Consider the following 21077-nt stretch of genomic DNA (forward strand, 5'->3'; position numbering starts at 1 on the left):
GTGCGTACGGGTTAACCCAGGTCCTTCATCATTTCTTCGAGGCGCTCGGCTTCGATCATGAGCTCTTCCGGGAGGCCCCGGCGGGCGATCTCGAGGGCCATGATCGGCGACAGGCCGCGCGTGAAGCCGATGACGGCGTTCATCATCGCCTTGAAGTAGGACAGTCGGGTCGTGTTACGAAATTCGAGGTTTTTGGCCATGGGGTTCACGAACCCATAGGCTGCGAAAATGCCGAGGAAGGTGCCCGTCAAGGCCGCCGCCACCTTGTGGCCCACCGCGTCGGGGCCTTCGGAGATGGCCGTCATCGTATTGATGATGCCGAGCACCGCAGCGACGATGCCGACGCCGGGCAACGAGTCGCCCACCAGCAGGAGCACGCCGGTCACGTGGTGAGATTCTTCCTCCATCGCCTCCACTTCCTTCTCCATTATGGAGGTGAGCTGCTCGGGCTTGATCTTGCCGTCGATGATCGGGCGCAGCGAATTCACGAGGAACTCCAGCCGCTTGTGATCTTTGGTAAACGAGGGGTACTTGCTGAAAAGGCTGCTGCTGGCCGGGTCGGACATATGCTCGTCGAGTGCGAGCAGGCCGTTGCGGCGGCCCAGCATGAAGAGCTCGTAGAGCATCTTGAAGAGGTCGTCTACCTCGGCCTGGGTCAGCGGCGAGCCCTTGAACGAGCCCAGCAGGTCCGCCATCAGGTGCTTGAGCACATTGATCGGTGTCGAAATGATCAGGATCCCGAGGCTGATACCGCCGATGACGACGAACTCGGAGACGTGGACCAATACCGCCGGGTTGCCGCCTGCGAGGATAAAGCCCCCCATGGCGGAAATAAAGACGATGACAAAGCCGATGATGATGAACATGACGCGGGACTAGCGGTCCATGCGCTGGATGATCGAGCGCAGTTTGGAAATGGCCTTGGAGTGGATCTGGCTGATGCGAGACTCGGAGAGCTCGAAGGCGGCGGCGATTTCGGCCAGGCGCATGTCTTCGAAGTAATACATCGCGAGGATCTTGCGCTGGATGTCGGGCAGTTGCTTGATGCCTTCGCGGATCAGCTCCACCGTCTCCACATCTTCCATGCGGTCGCGCGCGTTGGACTGCGTGCGGTCTTCGATCGCCTCATGGAGAGAGCCGCGTTGGCTGTCTTGCCCCCCTTCGCCAAAAAGCTGGTCCAGATTAACGAGCGTGATCGGCTGGACTTGCTCTTCCAGCAACTGGAGGTCGGCCACCGGCAGGCCGAGGGCTTCCGCCAGTTCTTCGTCCTTCGGTTCGCGCCCCAGCTCTTGCGTTAGCTGGTCTTTGACGATGTTGAGCTGCTTGGCCTGGCTGCGCATCTTGCGCGGCAACCAGTCGAGGCGGCGCAGCTCGTCCAGAATGGCCCCGCGGATGCGCAACGAGGCATAGGCACCGAAGGCCGTTCCTTTTTTGGGGTCGTAGTGGTGCAGCGCCTGCATCAGACCGGAAACGCCGATGCTATAGACGTCGGCCATTTCCAGCGAGGGCGGCAGGTGCATCCTCATCTTGCCCACGATCGACTTTACCAGCGGCAAATACCTTTCAGCCAGCTCCGACGTAGAGTGCACAAGCGTCCCGGAGGCGTTATACACCCCGGCGGCGGTCGAGGGACTGGTGGAGGTATTCTGGGCGCTCATCAGCGTTAAGTAGATTGAGGGTAAAAGCGGACAACCCTATTATCGGCATAAACTACATCCTTTATACCGATTCTTTTCCCTCTCCCTGGCGGCTTTGTTCCTCACGCATCGCACTTTCCGCGATGCTGACATTGAGGGAGTGCACGATCACACGAACGATGATTCCGCCCACGAGGCAGCCAATTGAGCCGTCCAGCAGGGCGCGCATGGGCCCGTTGTTAAGCGCCAGGTTGGCCATGAAGGCGATGGAAAAGCCGAGAAAGCCACCAACCAGCATGCTGGATTTTACAGGAATGAGGCGCATTTTGGTTAGGTATTAGCGGTTCAGGACTGCTCCAACAGCGCGGGCGGGAAGGTGCGCTCCAGCAGGCAGGCGAAGACGTCTTCGCGGATCGCATCGAGCACGCTCTGGCTGTGGGTGATGAAAAAGGGCGTTAGCTCCGATGCCAGCAGCGGGCGCCAGAGGCGGGCAGGCGAGCGGACTTCATCGAGGTGGCTGAGCACCCAGTGCGTGGCGCCGTAGTGGCGAGCCTCGGCCAGTTGATCCTTGATCAGCTCGGCATCGTAGGCGGCGTTGACCACCAGCACGCGGGTGCGCACGTCGAGGCGCTCCAGGCGGGCGACCATCTCCTGCCAGGGCTCGTGGTCGTTGAGCGTCAGGCCCGGGGTGTCGAGGTAGACGCGGCCGAGCTTGTGCTGCAGGTCGGGCGCCGTCACCGGCTCGCGGCGGAAATTGACGCCCATGACTTCGCAGAAGGTGTGGAGCGCGTCGCCGGCGTTGGGCTGGTCGTTCTCCAGCTTGACGACGCGGGGCTGCTCTTGCGCAAAGATCACGTCCTGGGTCAGGCGTTTGCAAAGGGCGGTCGTCTTGCCGCAACCTGGGCTGCCGAGGAAGGCGATGCGGGAGCCGAGCGGAGCCTGCGGGCGGGCCATGAAGATGTCGCGCAAGAGCGAGGTGAACTCCAGCAGGCCCCGACGCAGCGGCAGTTGGCTGATGCGGTCCCAGTCTTCCCGGCCTTCGAAGACGCTGAGCAGCGCCTGATCGAAGCCGAGGCGGCGCAGGACGGGCACAAGGCCGCGGCCAGACTCGACCGGCGGGCGGTGCAGCTCTTCGTCGAGCGTTTCCTTGCGCGAAGCCGAGCGGTAGGCGCTGAGGGCTTCGGCGCCGGTGCGGCGCACGGGGGCAGGCGCAGGAGCGGCTTCAGTCGGGGCAGGAGCCGTTGCAGCGGCAGCCGGCGGAGTGGCCGGCTCGGGTGCGACGGGGGCTTCGGGCGGTGTCAGGACCTCTTCCGGCACCTGCGCGATGATCTCGAGCTTGGGCGACGAAATGAAGCGCGAGAGCCCCTGCCCGCCCACTTGGTTGACCTCCAACACGCGGGCTTTGCTGCCCATGCGCTCGCGGATGACTTCGACGGCTTCTTGTGCGCTCTTGACCGTAAAACGGTATTTCTGCCCCGGCACGATTCCGGGGGCGATCTCAGGATACTGGGCGTCGGTGGCAGACATCAGGCGTTATGCGGTTGAGCGGAAAGCGGTGCGGGGATGTAGCCCACGGCTTCGACCTGGGTCTCGTTGGGGAGCTCCTGATAGGCAAGCACATGTAGCTGGGGGAAGCTTGGCTCAAAGAAACGGCGGAAGGCCAGCCGCAATTCGGCCGTCGTCAGCAATACGGGCACCATGCCCTGCTCCACCATCTGGTCGACCTTCGGCCCGAGGGTCTTGAGGATGTGGTCGGTCAGGTTCGGATCCATCGCGAGGCCCACTTCAAACTGCGTGCGCTTGACCCGCGGGAGGAGTTGCTGCTCCAGCATCGGGTCGAGCGTGATGGCAAACATGCGGTGCCCCTCCAGCTCGTATTGGGCGATGAAGTAGCGGCCCAAGCGGCGGCGCACCTGCTCGGACAAGTCGTCCGGGTTCTTGGTGGCGGGCGCAAAGTCGGCAATCGTTTCGAGGATGACCGGGAGGTTGCGGATCGGAATCTTCTCCGAGAGCAGGTTTTGCAACACGCGCTGGATGAGGCCGATGCTCACGAGATCGGGCAGCAGCTCGTTGACGAGGGTCGGGTTGCGGCCACGGACTTCCTCCACCAGTCGCTGTACGTCTTCACGCTCGATCAGCAGGTGTGCGTGGCCCTTGAGGATTTCCGACAGGTGCGTGATGAGCACCGATTCGCTGTCGACCACGGTGTAACCTTGCACTTCGGCGTTGCGGCGTTCGTCCTCCGTTACCCAGACGGCTTCGAGGCCAAAGGCGGGCTCGATGGTGGGCACACCGCGCAGCTCGACGGGTTCGCCGCCGACGTTCATGGCCATCCAGCGGTTGGGCATCAAGGTACCCTGCCCCACGACGCGGCCACGGATGAGCAGGCGGTAGGCATTGGCCTCCAGCTCCAGGTTGTCGCGCACGGCTACGGTGGGCAGGATTACGCCCAACTCGCTGGCAATGCCTTTGCGGATGCCGGTGACGCGCTCCAGCAGGTTGCCGCCTTTGCTTTTTTGCGCCATCGCCAGCAGGTTGTAGCCCAGCTCGACGCTCACGGGGTCGGTCGAAATCAGCTCGGAAAACGATTTTTCTTCGGTCTTGGCCTCGCCGATTTCCCCTTCGGTCGCCCCAGGCAAGGCGGGTTGGCCAGGCTTGCCGGGCGCGCCGACAGCAGTAGGGCTGTCATCTTCCTTCTGGCCCCAAAAATCGGCACCTTGCTTGGAGAGGAAGCGGGAGAAGAAGACGAGGCCGCCCCCGAGGATCGCAAAGGGCAGGAATGGCAGGCCGGGCAGCACGGCAAAGATCAGCAGCATGATGCCCGAGATGCCGAGCGCGCGCGGGTAAGTCGTCAACTGGCGTCCCATGTGGGTGCCCAGGTTGTCGTTGTCCGACGAGCGGGTGACGAGGATACCGGCGGCGACGGAGGTGATCAGCGCAGGGATTTGCGAGACGAGACCGTCGCCAATCGAAAGGAGCGTGTATTTCTGGAGCGCGTCGGTGAGGCTGAGGCCCTTTTGCATCACGCCGATCGCGATGCCGCCCACCACGTTGACCATGGTGATGAGGATGCCCGCCACGGCGTCGCCGCGCACGAACTTGCTCGCCCCGTCCATCGCGCCGTAGAAGTCGCTCTCCTTCATGATGGCCTGGCGCCGCTTGCGGGCGGTCGGCTCGTCGATGAGGCCGGAGTTGAGCTCGGCATCGATGGCCATCTGCTTGCCCGGCATCGCATCGAGGGTGAAGCGTGCGGTGACTTCGGCGATACGGCCCGCACCCTTGGTGATGACCACGAAGTTGATGATCACCAGGATGAGGAAGATGACCGCGCCGACGACGAAGTTGCCCTGCACCACAAAGCTGCCGAACGACTCGATTACTTGGCCGGCGTAGCCTTCGATCAGGATCAGGCGCGTGGTGGCGATGTTGAGGCCGAGGCGGAAGAGCGTCACCGCCAGGAGCAGCGTCGGGAAGACGTTAAACTCAGGCGGGTCCTTGACGTAGACGACCATCATCAGCGTCAGCAGCGAGATGCCGATGCTGAGCGCGAGGAAAAGGTCCATCACGGCCGGAGGCACCGGCATGATGAGCAGCGACACGACGCCGAGCAGGCCGAAGGTAAAGGCCAGGTCGGCGTTTTTAGCGAGCTTGCCCATGCGGCCTCCGCCGGGTGCTAGCATCGGGGCATCAGCCACGGTTCACCTCCCGGTCGGCCTGTTGTTGGCGCAGGCGTTTCTGATAAAAGTATTGGCGGTGGGTGCGGTAGACGTAGCCGAGGATCTCCGCCACGGCCTGGAACAGCTCCCGCGGGATCGGCGAATCGACTTTGCCCAGCTTGTAGAGCGTGCGGGCCACGGGCCGGTTTTCCACCATCGGCACCCCGGCCTCCGCCGCCGCCTTCTTGATGCGCTGCGCAAAGCGGTTTTCGCCTTTGGCCAACACGACGGGTGCCGCGTCCTTACCGCGCTCGTAACGCAGGGCCACGGCATAGTGCGTCGGGTTGGTCACCACGACGTCGGCCTGCGGCACGGCGGCGAGCATCTTGCCTTGCAGGAGGCGCTGCGCCATCTGACGGCGAGCCCGCTTCACCTCGGGGTTACCCTCCTGGTTCTTGAACTCGTCCATCACCTCCTGGCGCGTCATCTTCAGCTCGTTGAACTTGCTCTGCTTCTGGTAGAGGAAGTGGACGGCGGCGATGGCCGTCATGGCAATGACGAGGTAGACGAGCATTTGCAGCATCGTCTCGTACATGAAGTGCGCGAGGTGCGTGATCGGCACCGGCATATGAAAGACGGGGTCTTTCATGATCTGGCGCACGAGGGCGTAGATCACGGTGCCGATGACGGCAAATTTGGCGAGGTCGACGCCCAGCTGCACGAACTTCTTGGGCGAAAAGAGGTTTTTGGCGCCTTTGGCGGGGCTGAGCTTATCGAGCTTCATCTCCAGCGCCTTGGGGCTGAGGCGGAAGCCCGTCTGCAGGCCACCCGCGATGACGGCGGCACCGGCTGCCGCGCCGAGCAACGGGGCGATGAAGCCGATCCCCTCCTGCATCAGGCGCTGCCCCCAGTAGCCCGCCGCTTCGATCGTGATCTCGAATTCGCTGAGGCGGTAAAAGAGGGTGCGCGTAAAGAGCTGCAGCTGCTCGGCCTTGGCCGGAGCCTGAAACGCAAAGACCGCAAACGCCACCGCCAAGGCAAAGGCTGCGCCGATCTCGGGAGCCTTGGCAAAGTTGCCCTGCTCCCAAGCTTCGCGCAGCCGCTTGGGTGTAGGATCTTCGGTTTTGTCGCCGTCTGCCATGGTGGATCAGGGGGCGAGCCAGTCGAGCATGTTGCCGCCCGCCATCTGGCCGTGTTGGTAGAGCAGCGAAACGAGCAGGCCAGCCGAGGCCATGAGCAACCATAACCCAAGACCGGTGCGGACCGCAAAGCTGACCACAAAAACGTTCACATTGGGCGCCACCTTGCCGAGCACGGCGAAAGCGAGGTTGACCAGGAACATCACCGCGAGGAACGGAGCGGCCATCTGCAGGCCCACGTAAATGATCTGCGCGCTGAGGTCGATCAGGGGGCTTACGGCATAGCCCTGAGCCAGCGCGCTGCCGGGCCGGGCAAAGTGGAGGCTGGCCACAAACGACTCCAGCACGTCGTGGTGGAAACCGCCGACAAAAAAGATCAGGCCCGCGAGGTAATACAACAAGAGGCTCATCGAGCTGTCTTGCGTGCCTTCGACAGGATTAATTGTCAGACTCATACTCAGGCCGATTTCCCGCGAGATGAACTGACCGGCGACCTCCGCAATGCCGAAGAAGAGCCGCACCGCCATGCCCATCAGCAGGCCCACGATCAGCTCTTGCAGAGCCGCGACGATCACGCCGAGGTAAGACACCGGCAACACGGCGGCCGGGGACGTGCCCACCACCAGATGCGTAATCAAAAACGCCAACACCACCCGCACCCGCACTGGGATCATCGCCCCGCCCAAGGGCGGGCATAGCACCAGCACCATGCTGACCCGGAGGAAGATCAGCAGCGCGAGGTAGACGAAATTGGGGTCGAAGGGCAACACGGGCGTCAGGGTGCCATCTCGGCAATCCGGGAGAGCATGTCGGTCGTAAAGTCAACGGAGGTGCGGAGCATCCAGGGCAGCAGGGCCATGCCGACCAGACCGACGCCGATGATCTTCGGCGCGAAGGTAAGGGTTTGCTCCTGAATACTCGTCACGGTCTGGAAGAGACTGATCGCCACGCCGATGCTGACCGCCGCCATGAGCAGGGGCGAAACCAGCGCCAGACACTGGAGGATCATCTGCTGGAGAATGTCTACGGTGTATTCTATCGTCATGTCCGCTAAAAGTTGTAGCTCTGCACGAGGCCCTGAAGGATCAAGGTCCAGCCGTCGACGAGGACGAAGAGCAGGATTTTGAATGGGAGTGAGATCATGACCGGGGGCATCATCATCATGCCGAGGGCCATCAGGGCGCTCGAGACGACAAAGTCGATCACAAGGAAGGGGATGAAGATGATCACGCCCATCTGGAAAGCGGTCCGCAGCTCACTGAGCAGGAAGGCGGGCGCGACGACGGTCAACGGCAGGTCGTCCACACTGGTGGGCCCTTGCTGCGAGACGCCGAGGAAGAACTCGATGTCTTCGCGGCGGGTCTGGTTGAGCATGAAGCCCTTCATCTCGTCGGTCGCGATGTCGAGGGCTTCGCCGGAGGTGATGAGCTGGTCCTGATAGGGCTGCACCGCCTCGACGTTGATGCGCTGCCAGACGGGGCTCATGATAAAAAACGTGAGGACGAGCGCCAGGCCGATGATGACCTGATTGGGCGGCGCGGTGGGGGTGCCGATCGCCTGTCGCACAAAGCCGAGCACGATGACCAGGCGCACGAAGCTCGTCATGAGCAGCACGATGGTTGGGGCCAGCGTGAGCAGCGTCATCAGCACCACGATCTGGATGCCGACGCCGACGTCGTTGACGCCGTCCTGCCCGTTGAGGCTCAGCTCGAGGTTGACGCCAGTGGCGCCGCCGATGGCGTTGTCTTGCGCAAAGCCGAGCAGCGGGAGGAAGCACCAGAGCAGGAGCAATAGCCAGCGCAGCTTCATGACGGCTCCTCCTCGGCGGCGGGCTCTTCAAAAACGGCAGGGAATTCCGGCTCGTCGAGGCGCTTGATAAAGGTGGTGCCCTGGGGGCCCGTCGCCAATAGCAGCCGCTGGCCTTCGGCAGCGACGATCACGAGGTATTGGCGCTGCCCGATCGCACGGGTTTCGAGGATCTGCAGGTTGCCGGTGTCGCCGGGGCCGAAGGTGCGCCCCCCGACAGTGAAGCCTTTTTTGGCCGCGAGGATCCAGAGGCCAGCGCCCGCCAAAACGAGGATCGCGATCACCTGCACCCAGAGGCTCAGGTCGACCGCGTCGTTTTGCCGTGGGCTGGAGCGGGTCGTCGATGGGTAATACAGCTCCTGCTCGGCGGGAGGCGGCTCGCTCGGGGCGGTGGTTTGGGCTTGGAGGGCAAAAGTTCCGGGCACCAGCAAGGCGAGAGCGAGGCAGAGGCACTGCCAGAGCCTAGGCATGGATGTCTCCCACCAGTTCGGTGATCTTGACGCCAAAATTGTTTTCGACCACCACCACTTCGCCGTAGGCAATCAGCTTGCCGTTGACGAGGAGGGAGACGGGTTCCTTGGCATTCTGCTTGAGCTGCAGGACGGCGCCGGGGGTCAGCTCCACGATCTCGCGCATGGGGAGTTCGCAGGAGCCAAGCTGGATGGTGACTTCCACCTTGATGTCCATCACCCGGCTGAAATTCTTTGCGTCGCGTATATCCATCACGGGGTCTTGCTGGTGGTTAGAGGTCGAGGAGTTGCTCGGTTACTTGAACGGCCACCTGGCCGTCCTGCACGCCGACTTTTCCACGATACGGCACGGTGTTATTCATGCGTAGCAGCGTTTTGTCGAGAATACCTTCGGGCATCATGACGACATCGCCTGGCCGGAGCATGAGCAGATCGCGCACGGAGCACTCAAAACCGCTCCACTCGGCACTGATCGGCACCTTGATGTGGTCGTAGGTTTTCCACCAGTGCTGGGTCTTCTCGGTGGTATTGAGCGTGCTGAACTTTTTCGTCTCGTCCTGCAGTTTCTTGAGGACGGGCTGCATGGTGTAATACGGGAGCGCGATCTCCAGCGTCTCGGTGCAATCGCCCATTACGGCTTCGATCACGACTACGAGCAGGATCGTATCGCGCGGGGAGGTCTGCAAAAAGCGGCCGTTGTTTTCGTTGCCGATGATGCTGGAGTTGAGCTCGTAAATGTCTTCCCACTGCGCGCACCATTCCTTCAGGATTACTTCGACCACGTCTTCTATCAGCACAACTTCGAGGTCGGTCAGGTAACGCTCGCCGCGCACGGAGTGGCCGGGGCCGCCGAGCAGGCGGTCGACCATCGTCATGGCGAGGCGCGGGTTGATGTCGACGATCCCCACCCCATTGAACTGCTCGAGCTTGAAAAGCGAGATGTGGGTGGGGCTGGAAATGGAGTTGGTGTGGTTTTGATACTGCGTGGTGAACAGCTTGGCCATCTTGAGCCCCACATCCATCCGCAGGAACATCGAGAGGCGGGCCGAGAGGTGGTGGACGAACTGCTCGTGGCGGATCCGCACTTGGCGCATCTCGCCTTCGGTCATGAAGACCGGGTTGGAAAAATCGAACTCTTCGATCGTGATCTTCTCGCCGCGGTTCACCCGGCGACCGTCGTGGCGAAAGATCAGCGTCTGGGGGGAGGTCCCGGCCTCCGCCATGATCGCGTCGATGTCCGTCTGGTTGAGGATGCTGTCGACGTCGGCCTGGCTAAACGCCTCCTCGTGGATCAGGTCGTCGTCATCGTCGCCACCGCCACTGCTGCGGCTGCTGCCGCTGAGAATGCCCTGAAGGTCTTCCTCGCTGAGGATATCGTCGTCTTCGGAGGCCTCGGGCTCGCGGCTGCTGCCTTGGTTGAGGATCTTGGAAATTTCGTCTTCGCTGATCAGCTCTTCATCCATGGACGCGGCTTCGCCCTCTTCGCTGATCATCTCTTCGTCGAAGTTCAGGTCCTCTTCGTTCGGGTTTTTAGGTTCTTCCGCCATGGTGAGAGTCCGGGGTGAACGAGTGCCGCGTTACTGGGTAACGAAGTCCGTAAAGTAAAGGTTTTCCACGTAAGGCCCGCCCAGGATCTGGTTGAAGGAGGTGATCAGGTCGGTCTTGACGATGTTCTGGATGCCGGGGGTCTGCGTGTCGACGAGGGTGAGCAGGCTCAGGATCTTGAGCGTGGCGTCGATCAGCGCGGGCTTCTTGGCCTCGACCATGCCCGCAAAGCTGGGGTCGTTACCCTCAACGGCAAACTGGACGATAATCAGCGTGCTCGAGGGGCGGGCGAGGTTCGTCTTCATCAAGTCGAACTTCACCATGTTGCCCGAGGCGCTGGACGAAGAGCCGCCATGGCCACCCCCACCGCCTCCGTGGCCGCCGCCACTGCTTTTGGCCGGCGCGGCGTGAGCGGCTTCCGCGCCATGCGCGTCGCCGCCTCCGCCCAACTCGGCCTTGAGGCGCGGGATCAGGACGAACTCCGTCATCACAAAAGAAAGCAGCGGCAGCAGAATGACGACCGCTACGATGGGGATGAACGGGTTGCCGCCCCCACCCCCGCCCGCTTTCTTCGGCGTGGGCAATTCTTCGATCGAGTCCTTGTCTTTAGGTTCCTTGGCCATGACGTTGGGGTGCTTTCTGCTCTAGTAACGCCGGTTAGCGCTTCAGATTAACCGCTTCGTTCAGGATTTCGTCAGAAACGGTGATGATGCGCGAGCCAGCCTGGAAGCTGCGTTGCATGGTGATCATGCGCGCAAACTCCGAGGTGAGGTCGACATTGGACCTTTCGAGGTGTCCTTGCAACAATTGACCGTTGCTGCCTTGTGACGGCGTGTTGGCGAGGAAGGCGCCTTGCTGCCCGGCACCTTCAAAATTGGAATAGAGGCCATTGCCTTGCTGGTTGAGCGCCTGGGGGTCGGTAAAGCGCAGGAGGCGGACGGCACCGCGCTCGAAGCGCTGGCCGTCGCTCATCACCAGATCCAGCTTGCCGTCGACGTCGATCTCGTAGTCCACCACTTGCGGGGCGAAGCTGTTGATGTCGCTCAGCGTGTAGGTGGTCGCGGTGTCGGGGTTGATCTTGAAGAGCCCGTCGAACTGGCTGTAGCCGGCCGTGGCCGCGCCGTTGTAGACGGTGCCGTCGAGCGTCACGGGGTTGGCCGCGAGGGCGGTATTGATGTCGGCCGCGCTCAAGACGCCTTCTTCCACGGCGGTGCGCAGCTGGGCTACATCGCGGTAGCGGGCCTGCAGGCCGGTGGTGTCGGCCCCGGCCAGCGCGGTGTCGATCTCGGTCGTCGTAACCGTGCCGGCACTGAGGGCGGCGCGGAGTTCTTCGACCGACTGGTAGGACTGGCCGCCGACCTGGAGTCCGGCGCCGGCGTTCTGGGCCGTCAGGGCGGCATCAAATTGGGATTCGCCCACGCGCTGGCCGAGGATGGCGTTTTCGAGACCTTGCCAGCTCGTGTAGGTGCTGCCGACCGGCAGGCCGCTGCCCGCAGCCGCGCCACCGAGGGCCTGCTCGCCTTGAGTCAGCGAAAAGGGCTGGCCGGTGCTGGAGAGCGGGATCGAGCTGAGGCCGTTGCTGGGCGTATTGCCGAGGAAGAGGTTGCCGTTGGTCAGCGAAAGGTCGTCGGGGCTCACGTTGAGGGTCGACTGCACGCCTGCGGTAGGCTGCGTGGTGGCCAGAGGGCGGTAGACGAGGCGGCCCGTGCTGTCGGCATAGACCTGGTAGCTGATGCTGCCGCCGCTGAGCCCCTGCAGCTCGAAGCCGTCGGAAGTGGTGAGGTTGCCGTTGGGGCTGACGATAAAGTCGCCTTGGCGCGTGGCGTATTCCTTGCCCGAGTTGGGATCGACGACCTTGAAGAAGCCGTTGCCGGCGATCGCCACGTCGGAGCTTTTGCCCGTCTGGTCGATATAGCCTTGGCCGAAATCCTGGCTGACCTGCGAGACCCCGACGCCAAAGCCGATCTGAGAGGCGGCGGGCTGGACCTGCCCGCCCGCAAGGGCGGTGCGGTTCATATATTGGCTGAAGGTATCGGCAAAGTCGGCCCGGCTGCCCTTGAAGCCGACGGTGTTGACGTTGGCGATGTTGTCGCCGATGACTTCGAGGCCCCGGCTGAAAGAGTTGAGGGCTGAGACGCCGCTGTTGAGGGATGCGAGCAGGGCCATGGTTACGCTTCGGTGGAGGTGGCGGGGTTATGGATCTGGACGATCTGGTCGAGGGTGTAGCTCTTGCCTTCGATCTGGACCTTCACTTCGCCCTTGTTAAGGCTCACGGAGTCGATCTTGCCTTGCAGGGTGGTGCTGGAGTCGACCTGCACCGTCACGTCTTTGCCAATGTAGCTCTGGGCGATGAGGCTGCTCTGGCTTTGCGAGAGCGAGCTCATCTGGCTGTTCATGTCGCCCATCTGTTCGAGGGAGCTGAACTGGGCCATTTGGGCGATGAACTCGGTATTGTCCATCGGGTCGAGCGGGTTCTGGTTGGTCAGCTGCGTGAGGAGGAGGGAAAAGAAGTCCTCCTGGCCCATGCTGTCGCCTTCCTTGGCGCTCAACTGCGAGTTGATGGCGTCGCGGATGGCCGCAGTGTCTTTGGTGGCTAGGGCGGTGGAAATGTCCATGGCTTCAGGACGCGAGGTCGGTGGTGGAAGGGTCTACGAAGACGGGGGAGGAAATACGGAGGCCGTAGCGCTGGCCGTTGCTCTGCACGCGTTCCCAGCCGCGGTTGAGCGTGTTCTTGAGGTCCGCGTTTTGGGTGACGAAGCGGACTTCGAGCTGGGAATCCCGCAGGCGGAGCACGACGCCCATCTCTTCCCCACCCTCCAGGCTCAGGCGTGTCATCACTTGCTGCTGCGGGCTCTGGGCCATCGCAGTCACGATCTGGTTGACGCGCTCGACGAGGGAGTTGGTGAAGGTCGACTCCGCGCTGGCCACAGCGCTGCCGCTTTGGGCAGTGGTGGAGGCGAGGGTCGGCTGGGCGGCTACAGGCATTCTTCCTTCACTGGAAGCACTCGACATACCAGCGCGCGCATCGACAGCTACTACCTGTTGTTTATCTGCATCTTGTGTATGCGAATCAACAGAAGCGACCGGAGTTACGGCTTTGGCGGCGGAAAACTTTTCCGCTGCCTGGGCGGCCGAAAGTGTGGCTTCCTTGCGCGCAGAGCCTTCGTCGGGCTGGCGGCTTTGCAGGCGCATCTGCCGCATATTGGGGGGCGGCAGCAAGGGAGCGGCGGTCGTGGCTGGATTGGCGACTTTTTCGGCCGCGAGCCGGGATTTTTCCGCCACCAATGCCTCCGACTGCGCATCACTCACTTGCGCAGCCGGAGGCTCGGATTTGGCTTCGGAAATTCGTTGTGCCTGGCCGCCGGCTGCCGTTTCGCGCTGGGTGCGCGCCATTTCGCCTTGGCTCAGGCCTTGGCGGGACTGGCCGGGGTGCTGGCGGCGAGCATCCTGTTCGGCGACCTCGCGCTCGCCATCGAAGGCGGTCAACTGGTCACCGCCGGAAAAGCGGGGCGTGGGTGGCGGAGGCGGCTGGTTTTCACCCAGCCAGCCAAAGGCCATCAAGGCGGCAAAACCTTCCGCCTCGGACTCACTGCGACTGGGAGAAGAACGGGTGCCGGAAACTGCGGGAGTGGCCCCCGCCCCGGCCATACTGGATACCTGCATGGTATATGGGGTGTGTGGCGTCCCGCCTGCCTTCTGGCGTGTCGGTCCTGGCTGTGAGTGCGGCGCCGGGGCTTCTGCTCCGGCGACTGATCTGTGGGGAGCTAGCGGCCCGCGCGACGGTAGCGCATCAGCTCCTGGCTGAAGTAGGCGACCCGTTGGGCTTGTTTACCGCTAGCGTTGTCGGTGTTGACCATAGCGGCAAAAATGGCCCCAATGGTGTCTGGCTTCATTTGGAGCAAGAGCTTTACCACTTGTTCGTCGGGCATTTCGGCCAAAATCGGAACCACTTGCTCTGGTGGCATTTGCGAATAAGTGGAGGCGAGAAACTTGAGATTTTTCTCTTCCTCGGCGCTGACTTCCTTGAGGATCTTGGTCAACGAGCTGCGCTCGTTGGCAAGGCTGGCGCGAAAATCGGAAAGCTCGGTCATCTCGGCTGCGATGGCAGCCTTGCGCTCTGCCAGCTCGCGCTCGCGCTTATCGACTTCGACTTCGCGGGCATCCAGCTCGCGCCGCATCTCGTCGAACTGGGTAAACTCGAAGGTCCAATACTCGGGAGTATTCTTCTCGGGCTTCACGACGTGGCCTTCTTCACCTTCGGAGGGGTGTGGCAGGTAGGCCTCGCGCTTCATATAGATCGTGCCCATCACGACGCCGAGGTTGATGACGAGGCCCACCATGGCGAGCACCCAGGTATTGTTGAGGAAATTCATCGGGCGTCACCTCCGGCGAGTTGCTGTTGCCGTAGATAGAGCATCTGCACCATGTCTTCGCGCTCGACCTCTTCGGCGTGCGCCTGCTCCTGCAAAAAGCGTTCGTAATGGCGCTCTTTCAGCTTTTCGACCACTTCCATCTCGCGCTTGGCGGCGAGATAGGCCTGGCGGGCTTTCTCCAGCTCCTGGGCGCGCTGCATGCGTTCGCGCTCGGCCTGGCGGAGGGTTTCCTGCCGTGCCTGGAGGCCCGCAAGCCCTTGGCGGTGCATGCCGACGGGCACTCCGCCGTGGTTGCGCAGCTCCAACAGGGCGCGGCTGGCGTCTTGCTGCTGCTGGCGGGCCTGCTCGACCGCGCGGAAGGCAGCCTCGTGGCGCTGCGTGGCCTGCCCAAACGCCTGCATGGCCTGATCCAGCGCTTGCTGGCGCAGGGTGATGAGGGCCTGGAGACTGAAATGGAAGCGCTTCATACGCCGAGGACGGCGGAGAGGAGTTGAAAGGATTGGTCGCGACCGGTGTGCTCGTGCTGTTGCTGGCGGAGGATTTTCAACAATCCTTCGCGTTTGGCAATCGCTTCGTCGAGGCGCGGGCTGGTCCCCCGGGTGTAGGCCCCGAGGTTGATCATGTCTTCGTTCTTCTTGTAGAGCGAGAGCAGGTCGCGCGCGCGGCCTACCGCCTGTTGCTGCTGCTGGTTGCAGACGGCGCGGATGAGGCGGCTGACCGAGCCGAGCACGTCGATGGCCGGGTAGTGATTGGCCGTGGCCAGCTCCCGGCTGAGCAGCAAGTGACCGTCGAGGATACCGCGCACGGTGTCGGCCACCGGCTCGTTCATGTCGTCACCTTCGACGAGCACGGTGTAAAGGGCAGTAATGGAGCCGTGTTCACCCTGGCCGGTGCGTTCGAGCAGGCGGGGAAGCTGGGCAAAAACGCTGGGCGTGTAGCCGCGGCTGGCGGGCGGTTCACCGACGGCCAGGCCGATCTCGCGTTGTGCCATGGCAAAGCGGGTCAGCGAGTCCATCAACATCATGACGCTGGCCCCTTGATCGCGGAAATACTCGGCAATGGCCGTGGCGAGGAATGCGGCCCGCAGGCGCAAAGGCGCAGCCTGGTCGGAGGTCGAAACGACGACGACGCTACGGGCGAGGCCTTCTTCGCCGAGGTCGTTTTCGATAAATTCGCGCAATTCGCGGCCACGTTCACCCACGAGGCAGACGACGTTGATATCGGCCTGCGCGCCGCGGGCGATCATGCCCATGAGGGTGGACTTACCGACGCCGGAGCCGGCAAAAACGCCGAGACGCTGCCCCACCCCGACGGGCGTAAACAGGTCGATGGCACGCACGCCGGTGGTAAAGGATTCGCGGATGGGCTGGCGCAACATCGCATTGGGGGGGTCGCGATGCAGGGGCACGTGGTCGGCAGCATCGAGTGGGCCCTTGCCATCCATCGGGCGGCCCAGGCCGTCGATCACGCGGCCTACGAGTGCGGGGCCGACGGGCACATGCGATTGGCCCTCGGCCGCCACGGTGCGGCAACCGGGGTGGATGTGCTGCGTGGCCCAGTAGGGCATCAACAAGAGGCGATTGCCGCGAAACCCGACCACTTCGGCCACAATGCGGTGGTCGCGCTGGTCGGACTGGATCTCGATGATGTCGCCGACCCCGGCTTCGGGGCCTTCGGACTCGATGATCAGGCCGCGCACTTCGACGACCCGGCCGGAGCGCTCTACCGTGGTGGCTTTGCGGACGCGGCCTTCGAGCCAGTCCATGCGGTCCATCAGGTTCATCCGGCGTGGATCTCCTTCCAGAGGCGCGCGAGGCGGGTATCGAGGCGGGCGTCGACGAGGCCGAAACGGCTGTGTACGGTCATGTCGCCGGGGCGCAAGCGGTCGTCGTCGCGCAGGTCGAGGTAGTTGAGATTGAGGGTGCCGGCGTTTTCGAGGTGCTCGGTCAGGCGCTCGAGGTCCTGCGGGTTGAGGCGCACCTCGACTCGTTCGCCTTCCGCCGGTTGCATCTCGGCCAGCAGGTTGGCAATGGCGCTCTCCAGCATGGGGCCGTCGAATTGCATTCCTTCGAGCACTTTCTCGACGAGGGAGAAGACGAGCGACGGCAAGCGGTCGGCGGTCCCGGCGAGCAACTGGCCGACTTCGCGCTCGAGGCGTTCCAGCACGTTGCGCTGGAAGTCGAGCACGTCTTCGCGCTGGCTGCTCATCTGGGCGTGGAAATTCTGCTCCGCCGCGCGTTTGCCGCGCTCGTAAGCTTCCGCCACGGCCTTCTCGTGCACGTCGGCATCGACGGGAGGCGGCCCGAAGCGAACGAACTGGACCGCGCGCACGGGGCGCGACAGCCGGAGGTCGAAATGGTGCACGCTAGACGAGGACATCGCCGCCTCCTCCGTCGATCGTGATTTCGCCTTCTTCTTCGAGCTGGCGCACCGTCTGGATGATGCGGTCTTGCGCGGCTTCGACTTCCTTCAGGCGCACCGGCCCGAGCATGTCCATTTCTTCCATCAGCGTCTCGGCCGCGCGCTTGGAAACCGCACCGAGCAGGGCCTGCTGCAGCGGCTTGTTGGCCGCCTTGAGCGCCACCACCAGGTCGTTGCTCTCGATCTCGCGCATGACGCGCTGGAGGTCGCGCTGGGAGAGCGAGATGAGGTTGTCGAAGGAGAACATCTTGCGCTGGATCGCCTGCCCGAGGTTCGGGTTGCGCTCGGAGAGCTTGGTGAGCAGCGTCTTGGAAAGGTTCTTGTCGAGCAGGTTGAGCAGGTCGGCCACCGCGCGGACGCCGCCGCTTTGGCTCATGCCGCTGGTCGGCTCCTTCTGGCTGGCGTGGCGGCGGATGTTTTCGATCACCTTCTGCACGTTGTCGGGCGTGGTCTTGTCCATCGTCCCAATGCGCTCGATGACTTCTTCGCGCGTCTCCTGCGGCACCATCATGAGCACCTCGGAGGCTTTCTTGGAGCTGAGGTAAGACATGACGAAGGCGAGCGTCTGCGGCTGCTCGTTGCGGATGAGGTTGTAGATCATCCGGGTGTCCATCTCGCTCAACTCGCTCATCACCTCGGTGGAGGTGCTGAGGGGGGCGATGCGGCCCATGAGCGTCGAGGCCTTGTAATCGCCCTTGGCCATTTCGAGGGCCTTCTGGGCAAAGGGCGTGCCGCCGAGGATGGCGCCGAAGCTGGTGCCGATGATCTCCGAAAACTCGTCGATGGCCATGCGTTGCACGTCCTCGCCGATGATGCGGAAGTTCGCGATCTCGCGCACGATCATCTCGATTTCGAACTCGTCGAACTGCTGGAGGATCTGCGCGGCCTGCTCGGGCCCGATCACGATGAGGAACAGAGCCAGCTTCTGGAAGCGGTTCAGGCCTTCGTATTTAATATCCTGGATGGCGTCGCTCATGTTCTATGCGCTCCGGTTGGCGGGCACCTAGGCCTTGTTCTGCCCTTCGCTCACCCAGTTCTTGAGCGCGAGGCTGACGTTTTGCGGTTTGGACTGGATCAGCTCGTTGAGCAGCTCCGGCGTCAGTTTCGGGGTCACGTCGCGCGGCTCCGAAGAGGAGGCGGCCTGGGTGGGCACGGGCGTCATGACTTCGAAATCGGTCTTCTGGCGCTGAAGTAAACGGAGGAAGATACCAAACATTACGATTGCGACGCCCAACGCAAGGAAGTTGCGGATAAATTCCTGGTATTGGAAGGCCATTTCGATCAGCCCGGGCGATTGCTCCTCGCCGGTGTCGACGACCATAAAGGGCATTTCCTGCACCGTCACGAGGTCTTCGATGCGTTGATCGGGCGCGATGCCGAGGGCGTTGCCGACCATGCGCTGCAGACGGGAAATTTCTTCCGGCGTGCGCACCACAGGGGCTCCGTCTTCGCCAAGGCGCTGGGCCACGACCACCGCCGCAGTGAGGCGCTGAATCGTGCCAGGGGCCTGGATCACTTCGACGCGGGTCGAATTGATCTCGTAAGAGGCGGAGCGTTCCTTGCGGCTTTCGTTGTTGCTGCTGACGGCTTCGTTGCCGCCGGCAGGGGCGCCACCGGCATTTTCCGGCAGGTTGGCGGCCACACCGGCCCCTTGAGTGGGGCGCGATTCGCTGCTCTGGTTGGTGTTTTCGCTCGCGGTCTCCTGGCGGACGACGGCGCTTTCGGGGTCGTAAATCACTTCGGTGCGGGTGGCCGAGTCGGTATTGACTTCGACGGATACGCGGGCGACGACGCCCCCTACCCCGACCACCGGGCTGAGCATGGTCTCGACCTTCTGGCCGTAGTAGCGCTCGATCTCGCGGCGGAACTTGAGCTGCCCGCTGACTTCGGCCAGGCCTTCGTCGGTGCGGAGGGATTCGCTCAGCACGTTGCCCCGGTTGTCGACCACTGCGACGTCGTCGACGTTGAGGCCTTCGACGGCGTTGGCGACGAGGAAGCGGATGGAGTTGACGGCGTCGAGCGGCAGCGGCTTGCCGCCGGTTTCGACAAAGACGGATGCAGTGGGCTTGGAGCCGGTGGGCGTCACGACGAGGCGGCTTTCGGGCTGCACGATCATCACGCGGGCGGAGCGGATGCCGTTGATCTGCGTGATCGTGCGGCCGAGCTCGCCCTGGATGGCGCGCATGTAGTTGGTGCGCTGCACAAAGTCGCTGATGCCAAAGTTGCCGCGGTCGAAGATCTCGAAGCCCACGCCGCCGCCCTGGGGGAGGCCTTGCGAGGCCAAGTCCATCCGCAGCTGGGAAAGGGCTTCGCGGGGCACGTAGACGGAGTTGCCGCGCAGCTCGTACTTCACGCCATTGTCTTGCACGACCTTGGCGATGGCGGAGAGGTCTTCGTTGTCGAGCTCGCCGTAGAGCAGGCTCATCTGGGGTCGGCCCGACCACCAGAGCAGCGCGCCCATCACGCCGACGATGAACAAGGCGGAGAGGATGACCGATACCTTCTGGTTGGTCCCGAGCTCCTTCCAAAACTGTGTAAACTGCTGGAGTATGTTGTTCATGGGTATACTTCGCCGCTAGGGGTGGGCTAGACCTGCATCCGCATCAGTTCTTGAAATGATTCCACCAACTTGTTTCGGACTTCGACCATCATGGTGAAGGCCAGGCCCGACTCGCGCATGCTGATCATGGCCTGGTGGAGGTTGGTGCTCTCGCCCGTCATCAGCTGGCGCACCTCGTGAGAGGCCACGTCCTGCTTCTGGTCGACGGCGCGCACGAAGTCGCGGGCAAGATTTTCCACCCCGAGGGCCGGGGCGCCGGAAAGATTGGGCAGTCCGCTGCGAGCCGCTCCTTCGACGCCGTCGTTTTTCCACGGGGCATCGGTCGGGCGCTGGGTCGCAGTGTTGAGCTTCGACATCCAGTCCTGGGCGTCGAAGTTGGCACCGGCCTTATCGAGCCCGGGCAGGCCGGCGGTGGGCCCTTGGAGCTGGCGCGCCTGCTCCATCGCGCGCTGGGGGTCCAGCCGGGTGAGGAGCGAAGGGTTGAGGGCGGAAATGGAGGGAATGGCGGCCATGGGTCAGGACGAAAGGGCTAGATTTGCATGGCCTGGAGGGCCATCTGGCGGGAGGTGCGGATCACGCTGAGGTTGGCTTCGTAGGCGCGGGAGACGTTGATGAGGTCGACCATCTCCATGGCGGTTTTCACGTTGGGGAGCGCCACCATGCCGTTGTCGTCGGCGTGCGGGTGGTTGGGCATGTAGACGCGCTCGCCGGGGGTGTTGTCGACCGAGACCTCGGAGACGCGCACGCTGCGGGAGGTGTTTTGCGGCTCCATGCCGCCGATCTTGGGCAGGTAGCTCTCGAAGACGACCTGACGGCGCTGGTAGGGTTGCCCATCCACATCGCGCGTGGTTTGCGCGTTGGCCAGGTTCTGCGCCACGACGTCCATCTGCAGGCGGTGGGCTTGCAGGGCATCGGTGGTGTAGCGGGCGGCGGGGATGAGTTCCATGGTTTAAAGCGGCGGGTTTACGGTTCAGCTCGGCTGGACGCGGCCGGTGATGGCGGTCTCGAGGTGCTTCAGCGAGGTGCTGACGTATTGAGTCATGAACTGATAGCGCAGGGCGTTTTCGTTGATGGCCTGCATTTCTTCTTCGATGGCGACGTTGTTGCCATCGGGGCCCACCGCACGGGCGCTGGTGTCGGTCTCGACCGAGAGCGGAAAATTCTGCCCGTTGCCCAACTGGCCCGACTGGAGTTCACGACGGAAGTTGGCCTCGAAGTCCGAATTGAGGTCGACCCGCTTGTAGCCCGGCGTCGAGGCATTCGCGAGGTTGGCCGCCAGCGCCTGTTGCCGCATCGCCGTGGCGTCGAGCCAGACGCGGGCGGCGGCAAGATTGGGCTGGTTGGCGATGGATTCGAGCATGGCCGTCATTGAGCAAGGGCAATACCAGTTCCGCGATCACACAACTTAAAAACTTGAAAACCAACGTCTTGAAAATCTTTAGGAACTTTCTCCACGACCTGCCCGGAAAG

25 protein-coding genes are annotated in these 21077 nt (G+C 63.0%); all 25 read right to left on the reverse strand.

The window, feature by feature from the left end; genetic code table 11:
- Nucleotides 1-11: 11 nt before the first annotated feature.
- Complete coding sequence (locus Q7P63_05885) at nt 12-866, reverse strand: MotA/TolQ/ExbB proton channel family protein (GenBank protein ID MDP0499613.1); 855 nt, start codon at nt 864-866, stop codon at nt 12-14.
- A 9-nt stretch (nt 867-875) separates the two neighbouring features.
- Nucleotides 876-1658 carry a FliA/WhiG family RNA polymerase sigma factor gene (locus Q7P63_05890; protein ID MDP0499614.1) on the reverse strand — a complete coding sequence of 261 codons (783 nt, stop codon included), beginning with the start codon at nt 1656-1658 and terminating at the stop codon, nt 876-878.
- A gap of 61 nt (nt 1659-1719) precedes the next feature.
- The gene (locus Q7P63_05895) at nt 1720-1962 is read right to left on the reverse strand and encodes a hypothetical protein (GenBank protein ID MDP0499615.1); all 243 of its coding nucleotides are present in this window, start codon (nt 1960-1962) and stop codon (nt 1720-1722) included.
- 20 nt (nt 1963-1982) lie between these two features.
- Nucleotides 1983-3164, reverse strand: coding sequence for a hypothetical protein (locus Q7P63_05900; protein MDP0499616.1), 1182 nt, complete (start codon nt 3162-3164; stop codon nt 1983-1985).
- The gene (gene flhA, locus Q7P63_05905; GenBank protein MDP0499617.1) at nt 3164-5317 is read right to left on the reverse strand and encodes a flagellar biosynthesis protein FlhA; all 2154 of its coding nucleotides are present in this window, start codon (nt 5315-5317) and stop codon (nt 3164-3166) included. Before flhA ends, Q7P63_05900 begins: the two co-directional genes overlap by 1 nt.
- A 7-nt stretch (nt 5318-5324) precedes the next feature.
- Nucleotides 5325-6434: an EscU/YscU/HrcU family type III secretion system export apparatus switch protein gene (locus tag Q7P63_05910; protein MDP0499618.1), complete on the reverse strand. Its 1110-nt coding sequence runs from the start codon at nt 6432-6434 to the stop codon at nt 5325-5327.
- Nucleotides 6435-6440: 6 nt separating this feature from the next.
- Nucleotides 6441-7202, reverse strand: coding sequence for a flagellar biosynthetic protein FliR (locus Q7P63_05915; protein ID MDP0499619.1), 762 nt, complete (start codon nt 7200-7202; stop codon nt 6441-6443).
- 5 nt (nt 7203-7207) lie between these two features.
- On the reverse strand, nt 7208-7477 hold the full coding sequence (locus tag Q7P63_05920) for a flagellar biosynthetic protein FliQ (GenBank protein MDP0499620.1): 270 nt from the start codon (nt 7475-7477) through the stop codon (nt 7208-7210).
- A 5-nt stretch (nt 7478-7482) separates the two neighbouring features.
- On the reverse strand, nt 7483-8241 hold the full coding sequence (fliP, locus tag Q7P63_05925) for a flagellar type III secretion system pore protein FliP (protein MDP0499621.1): 759 nt from the start codon (nt 8239-8241) through the stop codon (nt 7483-7485).
- Nucleotides 8238-8708, reverse strand: a complete 471-nt coding sequence (locus Q7P63_05930; protein ID MDP0499622.1) for a flagellar biosynthetic protein FliO — start codon at nt 8706-8708, stop codon at nt 8238-8240. The genes fliP and Q7P63_05930 overlap by 4 nt, the downstream gene beginning before the upstream one ends.
- Nucleotides 8701-8961: a flagellar motor switch protein FliN gene (gene fliN / locus Q7P63_05935; protein MDP0499623.1), complete on the reverse strand. Its 261-nt coding sequence runs from the start codon at nt 8959-8961 to the stop codon at nt 8701-8703. Before fliN ends, Q7P63_05930 begins: the two co-directional genes overlap by 8 nt.
- 19 nt (nt 8962-8980) lie before the next feature.
- Nucleotides 8981-10255: a FliM/FliN family flagellar motor switch protein gene (locus Q7P63_05940; GenBank protein ID MDP0499624.1), complete on the reverse strand. Its 1275-nt coding sequence runs from the start codon at nt 10253-10255 to the stop codon at nt 8981-8983.
- A gap of 30 nt (nt 10256-10285) precedes the next feature.
- Entirely contained in the window at nt 10286-10876 is a 591-nt protein-coding gene (locus Q7P63_05945) for a flagellar basal body-associated FliL family protein (protein MDP0499625.1), read from the reverse strand.
- Nucleotides 10877-10910: 34 nt separating this feature from the next.
- Complete coding sequence (locus tag Q7P63_05950) at nt 10911-12419, reverse strand: flagellar hook-basal body complex protein (protein ID MDP0499626.1); 1509 nt, start codon at nt 12417-12419, stop codon at nt 10911-10913.
- Nucleotides 12420-12421: 2 nt separating this feature from the next.
- Complete coding sequence (locus Q7P63_05955) at nt 12422-12868, reverse strand: flagellar hook capping FlgD N-terminal domain-containing protein (protein MDP0499627.1); 447 nt, start codon at nt 12866-12868, stop codon at nt 12422-12424.
- A 4-nt stretch (nt 12869-12872) separates the two neighbouring features.
- The gene (locus Q7P63_05960) at nt 12873-13916 is read right to left on the reverse strand and encodes a hypothetical protein (GenBank protein MDP0499628.1); all 1044 of its coding nucleotides are present in this window, start codon (nt 13914-13916) and stop codon (nt 12873-12875) included.
- 101 nt (nt 13917-14017) lie between these two features.
- Entirely contained in the window at nt 14018-14626 is a 609-nt protein-coding gene (locus Q7P63_05965; GenBank protein MDP0499629.1) for a hypothetical protein, read from the reverse strand.
- Nucleotides 14623-15093, reverse strand: a complete 471-nt coding sequence (locus Q7P63_05970) for a hypothetical protein (GenBank protein MDP0499630.1) — start codon at nt 15091-15093, stop codon at nt 14623-14625. The genes Q7P63_05965 and Q7P63_05970 overlap by 4 nt, the downstream gene beginning before the upstream one ends.
- On the reverse strand, nt 15090-16409 hold the full coding sequence (locus tag Q7P63_05975) for a FliI/YscN family ATPase (GenBank protein MDP0499631.1): 1320 nt from the start codon (nt 16407-16409) through the stop codon (nt 15090-15092). Before Q7P63_05975 ends, Q7P63_05970 begins: the two co-directional genes overlap by 4 nt.
- Nucleotides 16406-17005, reverse strand: a complete 600-nt coding sequence (locus Q7P63_05980) for a FliH/SctL family protein (protein MDP0499632.1) — start codon at nt 17003-17005, stop codon at nt 16406-16408. Before Q7P63_05980 ends, Q7P63_05975 begins: the two co-directional genes overlap by 4 nt.
- On the reverse strand, nt 16992-18023 hold the full coding sequence (gene fliG, locus Q7P63_05985) for a flagellar motor switch protein FliG (protein MDP0499633.1): 1032 nt from the start codon (nt 18021-18023) through the stop codon (nt 16992-16994). Before fliG ends, Q7P63_05980 begins: the two co-directional genes overlap by 14 nt.
- A gap of 27 nt (nt 18024-18050) precedes the next feature.
- Complete coding sequence (gene fliF / locus Q7P63_05990) at nt 18051-19607, reverse strand: flagellar basal-body MS-ring/collar protein FliF (GenBank protein MDP0499634.1); 1557 nt, start codon at nt 19605-19607, stop codon at nt 18051-18053.
- 26 nt (nt 19608-19633) lie between these two features.
- Nucleotides 19634-20119: a flagellar hook-basal body complex protein FliE gene (locus Q7P63_05995; GenBank protein ID MDP0499635.1), complete on the reverse strand. Its 486-nt coding sequence runs from the start codon at nt 20117-20119 to the stop codon at nt 19634-19636.
- Between the two features lie 17 nt (nt 20120-20136).
- Nucleotides 20137-20553, reverse strand: coding sequence for a flagellar basal body rod protein FlgC (flgC, locus tag Q7P63_06000; GenBank protein MDP0499636.1), 417 nt, complete (start codon nt 20551-20553; stop codon nt 20137-20139).
- Between the two features lie 24 nt (nt 20554-20577).
- Nucleotides 20578-20967 (reverse strand): flagellar basal body rod protein FlgB, encoded by a 390-nt coding sequence (flgB, locus tag Q7P63_06005; protein MDP0499637.1) that lies wholly within the window; start codon nt 20965-20967, stop codon nt 20578-20580.
- Between the last annotated feature and the right edge of the window lie 110 nt (nt 20968-21077).

It is taken from the genome of Verrucomicrobiota bacterium JB022 (assembly GCA_030673845.1).
Lineage (GTDB): Bacteria > Verrucomicrobiota > Verrucomicrobiia > Opitutales > Oceanipulchritudinaceae > WOUP01.

Excerpts from the sequence above, each read along its gene's own strand:
- Q7P63_05885 (MDP0499613.1), bottom strand. The coding sequence starts at position 866 with ATGTTCATCATCATCGGCTTTGTCATCGTCTTTATTTCCGCCATGGGG.
- Q7P63_05890 (MDP0499614.1), bottom strand. The coding sequence starts at position 1,658 with ATGAGCGCCCAGAATACCTCCACCAGTCCCTCGACCGCCGCCGGGGTG.
- Q7P63_05895 (MDP0499615.1), bottom strand. The coding sequence starts at position 1,962 with ATGCGCCTCATTCCTGTAAAATCCAGCATGCTGGTTGGTGGCTTTCTC.
- Q7P63_05900 (MDP0499616.1), bottom strand. The coding sequence starts at position 3,164 with ATGTCTGCCACCGACGCCCAGTATCCTGAGATCGCCCCCGGAATCGTG.
- flhA (MDP0499617.1), bottom strand. The coding sequence starts at position 5,317 with ATGCTAGCACCCGGCGGAGGCCGCATGGGCAAGCTCGCTAAAAACGCC.
- Q7P63_05910 (MDP0499618.1), bottom strand. The coding sequence starts at position 6,434 with ATGGCAGACGGCGACAAAACCGAAGATCCTACACCCAAGCGGCTGCGC.
- Q7P63_05920 (MDP0499620.1), bottom strand. The coding sequence starts at position 7,477 with ATGACGATAGAATACACCGTAGACATTCTCCAGCAGATGATCCTCCAG.
- fliP (MDP0499621.1), bottom strand. The coding sequence starts at position 8,241 with ATGAAGCTGCGCTGGCTATTGCTCCTGCTCTGGTGCTTCCTCCCGCTG.
- Q7P63_05930 (MDP0499622.1), bottom strand. The coding sequence starts at position 8,708 with ATGCCTAGGCTCTGGCAGTGCCTCTGCCTCGCTCTCGCCTTGCTGGTG.
- fliN (MDP0499623.1), bottom strand. The coding sequence starts at position 8,961 with ATGGATATACGCGACGCAAAGAATTTCAGCCGGGTGATGGACATCAAG.
- Q7P63_05940 (MDP0499624.1), bottom strand. The coding sequence starts at position 10,255 with ATGGCGGAAGAACCTAAAAACCCGAACGAAGAGGACCTGAACTTCGAC.
- Q7P63_05945 (MDP0499625.1), bottom strand. The coding sequence starts at position 10,876 with ATGGCCAAGGAACCTAAAGACAAGGACTCGATCGAAGAATTGCCCACG.
- Q7P63_05950 (MDP0499626.1), bottom strand. The coding sequence starts at position 12,419 with ATGGCCCTGCTCGCATCCCTCAACAGCGGCGTCTCAGCCCTCAACTCT.
- Q7P63_05955 (MDP0499627.1), bottom strand. The coding sequence starts at position 12,868 with ATGGACATTTCCACCGCCCTAGCCACCAAAGACACTGCGGCCATCCGC.
- Q7P63_05960 (MDP0499628.1), bottom strand. The coding sequence starts at position 13,916 with ATGCAGGTATCCAGTATGGCCGGGGCGGGGGCCACTCCCGCAGTTTCC.
- Q7P63_05965 (MDP0499629.1), bottom strand. The coding sequence starts at position 14,626 with ATGAATTTCCTCAACAATACCTGGGTGCTCGCCATGGTGGGCCTCGTC.
- Q7P63_05970 (MDP0499630.1), bottom strand. The coding sequence starts at position 15,093 with ATGAAGCGCTTCCATTTCAGTCTCCAGGCCCTCATCACCCTGCGCCAG.
- Q7P63_05975 (MDP0499631.1), bottom strand. The coding sequence starts at position 16,409 with ATGAACCTGATGGACCGCATGGACTGGCTCGAAGGCCGCGTCCGCAAA.
- Q7P63_05980 (MDP0499632.1), bottom strand. The coding sequence starts at position 17,005 with ATGTCCTCGTCTAGCGTGCACCATTTCGACCTCCGGCTGTCGCGCCCC.
- fliG (MDP0499633.1), bottom strand. The coding sequence starts at position 18,023 with ATGAGCGACGCCATCCAGGATATTAAATACGAAGGCCTGAACCGCTTC.
- fliF (MDP0499634.1), bottom strand. The coding sequence starts at position 19,607 with ATGAACAACATACTCCAGCAGTTTACACAGTTTTGGAAGGAGCTCGGG.
- Q7P63_05995 (MDP0499635.1), bottom strand. The coding sequence starts at position 20,119 with ATGGCCGCCATTCCCTCCATTTCCGCCCTCAACCCTTCGCTCCTCACC.
- flgC (MDP0499636.1), bottom strand. The coding sequence starts at position 20,553 with ATGGAACTCATCCCCGCCGCCCGCTACACCACCGATGCCCTGCAAGCC.
- flgB (MDP0499637.1), bottom strand. The coding sequence starts at position 20,967 with ATGCTCGAATCCATCGCCAACCAGCCCAATCTTGCCGCCGCCCGCGTC.